2 protein-coding genes are annotated in these 8,994 nt (G+C 68.8%); one reads left to right on the top strand and one right to left on the bottom strand.

Annotation, left to right across the window (positions count from 1 at the left end; all coding sequences use genetic code 11):
• On the bottom strand, positions 1-1,201 hold a 1,201-nt coding region (locus GVN21_RS19875), incomplete at its 3' end, for a patatin-like phospholipase family protein (protein ID WP_240903045.1).
• 211 nt (positions 1,202-1,412) lie between these two features.
• Between GVN21_RS19875 and GVN21_RS19870 the strand changes: the two genes are divergently transcribed.
• On the top strand, positions 1,413-8,994 hold a 7,582-nt coding region (locus GVN21_RS19870), incomplete at its 3' end, for an FG-GAP-like repeat-containing protein (RefSeq protein WP_346764293.1).

Below are 8,994 nucleotides of genomic sequence, written 5' to 3'. Positions count from 1 at the left end.
CTTCCTCGCCTTCCGGCCGCACATTCCGCGCCACCACCCCTGCCCGGTCCGGCCGCAGCTTCAGCGCCGCCAGCAGCCCCGCCGCTACGCTCGGCTCGGCCACCGGCGTCACCCACAGGTCATCGCCCATGGCCCGCTCCACCGCGTTGTCGAAGTTGCGGCGCATGCTGGCGGTGTCGAAGCTCATCATGCTGAAGGCCTCGCCCGGGTCGGGGATGGAGGCGATGCTGAACGGCAGGCGGTGGCTGGCGCAGAAGGCCGCGGCCACCTCGATGGCGTGGCGGTAGCTGAACCGAAGCATGGTGTCGAAGCTGCGGATCAGGATAGCAGCGATGTTGTTCTGGGTCGTGCGGGGGGCCTGGTCGAGAACCGTGTTGACGATCGCATAGACCCGGCTCCGCGCCAGCCGCTGGCCCAGCTTACGCCAGCGCAGCAGCGCCTCGGGCATCAGGAACAGCGGGGTGGAGACGCCGCCGTCCACATGCATCTCCTCGTACAGCACCCCGTTCGCCTGGGTCTGGATGCGCTTGGGCGGGAAGATGCCCGGCAGGCTGCCCGAGGCGACCAGCACGTCACGGAACAGGGCGGCCGCCGCGGGTCCGCCCCGGCTGGCGATTTCGCCCATGTCCCAGATGACCGTGCGCTGGCGATCCAGATCGGTGGTGGCCACCAGCAGCCGCCGCCCCTTGGCATGCTCGACCGCGATGGCCTCCACCATCGCCTCATCGACATACTGGGCGACCAGCCGGTCCAGGGACTCCGCACGGAACAACGCCCCGGACCCCGGCCCCAGCCGCGTCAGGCTCAACAGGGTGGAGGCATGGCCGCCGGTGTAGGCGTCGGTCAGCCGATCGTCCCAGGTCGGCCCCAGGAAGGCGAAGGGCGCGATCAGCGCCCCGGTGCTGACCCCTGTGACGATGGCGAAGTCCGGCCGCCGCCCGGCCCGCGTCAGGCCCACCAGGATCCCCGCCCCGTAGGCGCCGCCAGCCGCCCCGCCGGAAATCGCCAGGATGTTGAACGCTTCCCGCGCCCAGGGCGCCCGCAACGGCGCCAGCCGGTCGGCGGCGGCGACCAGGCTGTCCTCCGCCTGCTCGACCGTCAGCCGCACCCCCTCGAACCCGGCGATCCTCGCCTTTACCGCTCCCGGAGCGGGCAGCCGGGCGCCGGGCAGCCGGCTGCGCCAGTTGGGTGTGTCGCTCATCGACCGTCCTTGTCCTGAATCCATAGCAGCATGGCGGAACGCGCCTGTCAGCCGAAGGTAACGATTGCCTGGCCTTTATCCGCGGTTTGCCTCCCCCGGCGCGCGAAGGTCAGTCGCGCCAAAATGCACCACGGTTTGTGCACTCCCGCCCCCACCCCGGCCATGGCAACGCACGCTCGAAAACCTCTGTTCGCTTCGAGCCCGTATCCCGATGACCGCCCCCACCCTGACCGGCTTCGCCCCCGCCCCGCTGCTGGAAAACGACGTCAACGCCGCGCCGCGGATCATCGATGGCGACGTGGTCCTCTTGGACGCCGACGGCGACCTGGCCGGCGGCCGCCTGCGGATCAGCGGCCTGCTGGCCGAGGATATCGTCTCCCTGCTGAACGCGGGGACGGGCGCCGGGCAGGTGGGCTTCGACGCCGCGACCGGCGAAGTCACCTTCGGCGGGGTGCTGATCGGCGTCGCATCGGGCGGATCGGGAACCGATTTCATCATCGATTTCAACGGCGCGGCGACCGTGGCGGCGGTCGAGGCGGTGATCGAGCACCTGACCTACGCCAACCTCTCCGACAGCCCGACGCCAACCCGCAGCCTGGTCATCGACGTGATCGACGCGGCCGGCCAATCGCTCACCGACAACTTTCCCGAGGTCATCGCCACGGCGGTGACAGTCTACGATTTCGGAGCCGGGGCGATGGCCGCCGCCTCCGCGCCGATCGTCACCGGGGACTTCGCCCTGACCGGCGCCCTCGACCTGTGGATCGGCAATACCGCCGGCGGGCTCACCTACCACCAGAACGGCGGCGGGGTCCTGTTGGCGCTCGGCTACTTCGCGCCCAACATCGCTTCCCCGGGCGGGACGCCGGTCAGCCTGTCGAGCGCCGACCTTAACAGTGACGGCCGCATCGATCTCGTCGCCGTGGACGCCAACGGCGCGACGCGCGTCCACCTCAGCACGGGTCCGGATGAGTACGGCCTCCACCCGAACCTGATGGTTCACGACGCCGCCTGGAGCGCCGCCCTCGGCGCGCTGGTCGCCGGGCCGGGCTCGCGGCTGGCCGTGGGCGACATCGATGGCAATGGGACGATCGACGCGGTCACCAGCACAGCCGACGGCCGGCTGGACGGCTGGATCAACGGCGGCGCGGCCCAGTACTCCTCCGTATGGAACACCGCCGGCGGCCTGGGCGCCCCGCTGAACCTGACCCTGGCCGACCTCGACAGCGACGGCGACCTCGACCTGCTGACAGTCATCGAAGGCGCGATCCAGTTCGCCGCCAACGACGGGACAGGACAGTTCAGCTTCGTCCCCAACGCCTTCAGCGGCTTTGTCGTCTCGGGCCCGGCCAACCTGGCGGTGATCGACATCGACCGCAACGGCAGCCGGGACGTCCTGGTCTCGGACGCGGGCGGCCTGACCGTGCTCAGACTTGGCGGCCCGGTCGGAGTCTTCAATCTGGAGGTCGTCCCGCAGCCCAGCGTCGTGACCATTGGCGGCCTGCCGGACGAGGTCACCTTCCACGAGGACGAGGTCGCCGTAGCCCCCGGCCTGCTGCTGACCGGCGACGTGACCCTGACCGACACCGAGAACGGCCTGCCCAACGGCTCGCTGTACGTCATCGGCAGCTCCTCGCCGGACGATCTCTTCGGGCTCCGCCACCAGGGCATGGGCGCCGGCCAGATCGGCGTCGGCGCGGCCGGTGAGGTCTATTTCGGCGGCGTTCAGATCGGTACGCTCGGCGCGCCGGGCTATGCCCTCCATGTGGTGTTCAACGGGGCGTCCCTCGCCGCCATCGAGGCGGTGCTGGAAAACATCACCTACGTCACCCGCAGCAACACGCCCACCCCGATGGGCCTGTCGATCAGCTTCTACGACAACGCCGGCGCCCAGATCGGCGTCGACGGCTTCATGCTGTACCTGATCGACGATCCCGAGCAGGTGTCCCTCGCGGATCTGAACCCGACGGTCCGGCTGGCTACGCAGGAGGCGGCTGCCCCGATCCGGCTCGATGAGGCCGTCACCTTCCAGGACGTCGAGGGCGATTTCGACGGCTCGGTGCTGATCGTCTCTGGCCTGGCGGCCGGCGACATCGTCTCCCTGGCCCAGGTCGATCAGATCGGCCTCGCCGCCGGGGTGGTGTCCTTCAACGGCGTCGCCATCGGGATCGCCGCCGGCGGGCTGGGCGAAGACTTCACCGTCACCCTGAACGCCGACGCCAGCAGCGACGCCATCGACGCTCTGTTCCAGGCCCTGACCTTCGCCAGCTCCGGCGCCGCCGTCGGCCCGCGTCCCCTGACCCTCACCCTGGTCGACGCCGCCGGCCACGCCTTGATCCCAACCGGCGGCGGCTCCGCGACCATCACCGTCGAGCTCTACGAAAAGACCGCCATCGCCGAATTGGCCGCAACGCTCGACCTGACCCTGGCCGAGGCGGCCACACCGCGACGGCTGGACGCCGACATCACCCTGCAGGGCACAGTCGCCGACTGGGCCGGCGCCCAGCTGATCATCACCGGCCTAGCCCCCGGCGACAGCTTCAGCCTCGCCCAGCAGGGCGGCGTGACCCTCGTCGATGACCATGGCGCGATGCAGGTCCAGGTCGACGGAGCGGTCGCCGCCTACCTTTATCCCGGCGCCGTCGACTTTCAGATCCACTTCCACGGCGTCGTGCCCGGGGATGTCGCCGAGCGGGTCATCGAGGCCCTGAGCTTCGCCAACCCAGACCCGGCCGCCGACCAGCTGCGCACCCTGAACCTGCGCCTCAACCACCCGAACGGCGAGACCAGCGACCGCCAGGTTGTCGTCCGCATTGCGGGCGGTTTCGAGCACCATGCTGCGCTGTCGGGCTTCGACCCCGTCGTCGGGATCGGGGAAAACGCCGCCAACGCAGGCTTCCAGTGGCTCGATCCCGACCTGACCCTGCGAGATGATGACCACGATCTCGCCGGCTCGACCCTGACCGTCTCCGGCCTGTCCGCCGAGGATGTGCTCGGTGTCATCTCCTATGGCGACGTGGCCTGGGACGCCGCCAGCGGCGAGGTCCGTGTCGACGGTCTCCTGGTCGGTCAGACCAACGGCGGCGAGGGCCAGGACTTCCTCATCGCCTTCAACGCCCAGGCCACGACCGCGGCCATCGAGGCCGTGTTGCGCAACGTCGGCTTCCGGACCCGCGACGACAGTCCGCAGTACGACCGCACCCTGACCTTCGCCCTGACTGACGCGGCCGGCCACCCGCTGGTCCGGACGGGCGATCCCGGTCCCGTCACCCTGCAGGTGCTGGTCGGCGCGGAACGCGATCCGCTGACCGCCGCGGGCCTCGATACCGCCAGCACCTTCCGGGAGAACGAAGTCTTCCTGCAACCGCAGCCGTTCCTGCAGGGCCTCACCCTCGGCGGCGAGGATGATCCGTCAGGCAGCTACCTGTCGGTCTTCGGTCTGTCGGCGACCGACCACTTCACTGTGCTGGCCGCAGGACGGGTGACCGTTTCCGGCTCCCACATTTTTTACGATGGGATCCACATCGCCACGCTCGGCAGTTTCACCTCGGGTTTCACCTTAAGCTTCGCGCAGGCCGCGACCCTGGAAGCGGCCCAGGCGGCCTTGCGCCAGATCGCCTACTCCAGCAGCGACCAGGTTCCGGCAGCGGACCCCCGCACGTTCACCGGCCTCTGGTTCCTGGCCGATGGCGGAAGCTTCAACTTCGGCTGGACGGTTACTCTCGTCGATCAGGCCGAGGAGACCGGGCTCGAAGGCGTCCCGACGGCCGTCACGTTGGGCGAGCAAGCGGTCAATGCCGGCCCCCAGGCGCTGACCTCTGGAGCCGATATCCAGTGGGACCCGGCCGATACGCAGATCGCGGGCGGCCGGCTGACCATCGGCGGCCTGGCCGCTGGGGACCGGATCACCCTCCTCGACAGCGGCGGCCTCACCATCGACGCGACCACAGGAGAGGTCTGGTTCAACGGTGTGGTCGTCGGCGGCTCGGTCTCGGTGGAAAGCGTGGGCCTGACGGTGACCTTCAACGCCGACGCCACCGAGGCGGCCGTCGAGGCCATCCTGGGCGCCCTGGCCTTCGCCACCGCCGACGACACCCCCATCGAAATTCGCACCCTGACGGTAGGCCTGGTCAACGCCCATGGGCATCCGGCCCTGACGTCCGCGGGCGCGGCGCCGACCATCGCGGTGACAGTCACCCCGGCCCACGACGCGCCGGCGATCGTCGGCCTGCCCACCGAGCTGACGTTCACCGAGGCGGCCCTGAACGGGATCGGCGAACGGTTCGCCTCCGAGACCTCGATCTACGCCCCTGACAGCAGCTGGGGCGGCGCGACGCTGACGGTCACCAGCAGCGATCCAGCGGACACCCTGTTTTACCGATCGACCGGCCTCCTGCTCCTCATGCAATACGAGGCCGACGGACCGATCTACCTTACCGACTTCACCGTTACCCCGGTCGCCACCCTGGTCAGCACCGGTCAGAGTTTCCAGGTGGAGTTCGGCGCTAACGCCAGCCTCCTTGATGTCATCTGGACCCTCCGGGGCCTCGCCTATCGGACCTCGAGCGAGGCGCCCGCCGCCACACGCCAGTTCTCCGTGAGCCTGGTCGATGGACAGGGCGGGCGACTGGACACCGACTTCGCGGTCGCCGTGACCCCCCAGAACGACGCCCACGGCCTTGGCGGCGCGGCGGACCTGGCCTTCCTGGAGAATGACCTCAACGCCGGCCCTGCCCTGCTGCTGGCGGACGCCGTGTTCACCGATGTCGACGGCGCCTTCAGTGGCCTCATCACCCTGTCAGGCTTCCTGGCCGAGGACATCCTGTCCCTGCAGGCCTTCGGGGCCGTCGCCGGCATGGCCGACATCCGCGCCGGGACCCTGGCGGTCGGCGGGGCTACGCTGACCTTCGACGAGGCTGCCGGGGCGGTGACGATCGCTACCGAGAACGGCACGGCCGCCCTGGTGCAGGACATCCTGCGCAACCTGGCCATCGCCAACGCCAGCCATCTGCCGACGGCCGAGCGCGACATCATCGTACGGATCGAGGACGAGACGCACAGCGCCGAAATCGCTTTCGCCATCCAGATCACCTCGCAGTACGACACCCCCCGGCTGACCGACCTTGCGGCCTCGGTCACCTTCGACGAACAGCAGGTCAACGCCTCGCCTCAACTGCTGGATGGCGCGATTACGCTGAACGCCCTTGAGGGCCTGCTGGGCGCGGCCTCCATCGTGATCGGCGGGCTATTGGCGGAGGACCGCCTGACCCTGCTGAGCGGCAATGGCCTGGCCTTCGACAGCGCCTCCGGCGAGGTTCGCATCGACGGGCAGTTGGTCGCCGTGGCGTCGGGCGGGATCGGCGGCGACCTGACGATCATCTTCGTGGACGACGGGACGGACCATCGGGACGCGGCGGAACGGATCCTGGAGCGTCTCGCCTACGGCAACGTCAGCGAGACACCGGCGACCAGCCGCACCCTCAGCATCGACATCCGCGATGGCGCGGGCCTCCCGGTGCTGACCGCCGGCGAGCAGATTCCGTCCCTGACGGTCGGGGTCACGCCCGTTGTGGACAGGGCGCATTTCCTGGGTATCGGTCCGATGGTGCTGGACGAGGCGGCGGTCAACGCCGGGCCCGTCGCACTCCCCTGGATCATCGACCTCTACGCCCCCGAAACCCCGAGTTTCGAGCAGCATTTCATCCTTGTCGCCGCCGGCCACGGACAACTGACTCTCGATTTCAGCGGGGCGGTCCAGGCTGCCGGCGGCTCCATCACCGTTAACGGCGTGCCGGTGGTCTCCACGTTCCTCGACGGCGGCACGTCCATGAGCTTCCGGTTCACTGGCCTGGCAACCGCCGAACTCATTGAGGAGCTGCTGTCCGCCGTCCGCTACGCCAATACGGCCGATACCCTGCCGGATACCAACTTTGTCCTGCGGATTCAGCACGAAACGGAACTTCACTACGATCACGTCTATGTCGCGCCGACCACCTTCGTGCCGCAGGCCGACGCTCCGTTCGCGATCATCCCCGACTTGAACGTCTCGGAGACGACGCTCAATTACGGCGCCGCCGAGCTTATGCCGGCCGTCCAGGTGCTCGATCCGGAGGGCGACAGCGGCGCCGTGCGTATCACCCTCGAGGGGTTCCAGCCCGATGATGGTCTCCATCTCGTCGGTTGGGCCGGACTTCTGAACGAGATCGGCGTCGATCTGCGCGGGGGTCCGGCCAGCTTCTACCTCATGGATTACGGCGCCCAGAACCTGGTCCACTACGACCTGACATTCAGCGAGGCGGACGGGGTCATCAGCATCGATCTCGGCCGGGAGCTTACCGACGGCCAGCTGCAGCTGTTGCTCCGCGCGATCCGGATGACCAATCGCGACGACCTGCCGACCGCCGGCCGCTCGATTACCCTGACCATCGAGGACGGGATGGGCGCGGTCAGCACGACCGACTTCGACATCCATATCCAGTCGGTCTACGATGTCCCGTTCCTCCGCGACTTCCAAGGCGACCAGGCGGTCCAGGAACAGATCGTCAATGCCGGGCCCGTTCGGCTGGACACCGACGTCACCTTTGACATTCCGGAGGGCTTCCGCGGCGCCGGCCGGATCGTGGTCTATGTCTTCGACGCCTCGGATCGCATCGGCCTGCTCAGCGACGAAATCCTGTCCTACGACAGCGGGACGGGCGAGATCCGTGTGGCCGGCCAGTTGGTCGCTGTCGCCAGCGGCGGCGGGGTAGCGGGCAATCCCCTGGTCATCCAGTTCACCGCCGACCCCAGCCAGGCCGATCGCACCGATCAACTGGAAGCCATCTTCGAGCGCCTGACCTATGCCAACGTCAGCGACGCACCGCCGGCGCAGGCCTTGGTCAGGATGACCGTCACCGACGGGGCCGGCAACGACATCTTGCCCACCAGCGGCTTCTACATCGAGACCCGGGTGGCCATCACCCCGTTCAACGACCCGGTGGTGGTGACCGGAATCACCGACGTCGCCCTGCCCCAGGCCGCGCTCAGCACCGGCGGCCTGCGACCGATGGCCGGGGCTGTGGTCAACGATATCGACGGTTTCCAGGGCGGCACGCTGACCATCAGCGGCTTCCTGCCGGAGGATACCCTCTCTCTGCCCGCCCTGACCTTCGAGCCCGCCTTCGCCGATCTGACGCTGGGCTCGGGCAGCTATCTGGGAGACAGCATCGACTTCAGCCTGGTCGATGGGGTGCTCACGATCGACTTCAGCGGCCCAGCCTCCCAGGTCCAGATCCTCCTCTCAAACCTCATCCTGTCGACGACCGCCGGCGCGACCAGTCCGACCCGCACCCTCACCCTGACCATTTCGCCGATCGATAGCGGGCCGACGACGCTCATCCAGCACATCGACGTCCTGCTGCTGGCCGTCCTCGGCTCCACAGGCGACGACCTCCTCGACCCGCGCACCGGCGATGGCCCGGCCCTGGGCGGCGCCGGAAACGACACCTACATCGTGGACGATCCGAATGACGGCGTCCTCGAGGCCGCCGGCGAGGGAACGGATGTGGTGCGCGCCACCGTCTCCTACGTCCTGGGGGCGAACATCGAAAACCTGACCCTGGAGGGAACAGGCGATATCGATGGGACAGGCAACGCCTTGGCCAACCTGATCACCGGCAACGATGGGGCCAATGTGCTCAGCGGCGCTGACGGGGTCGACAGACTCTACGGCGGCCTGGGGGCGGACGACCTGGTCGGCGGAGCCGGAGGGGACCTGCTCGACGGTGGGGCGGGCGCGGACCAGATGTCCGGGG

The organism is Caulobacter sp. SLTY (assembly GCF_009905535.1).
GTDB lineage: Bacteria > Pseudomonadota > Alphaproteobacteria > Caulobacterales > Caulobacteraceae > Caulobacter.
This window is presented reverse-complemented; position numbering and strand designations above follow the sequence as displayed.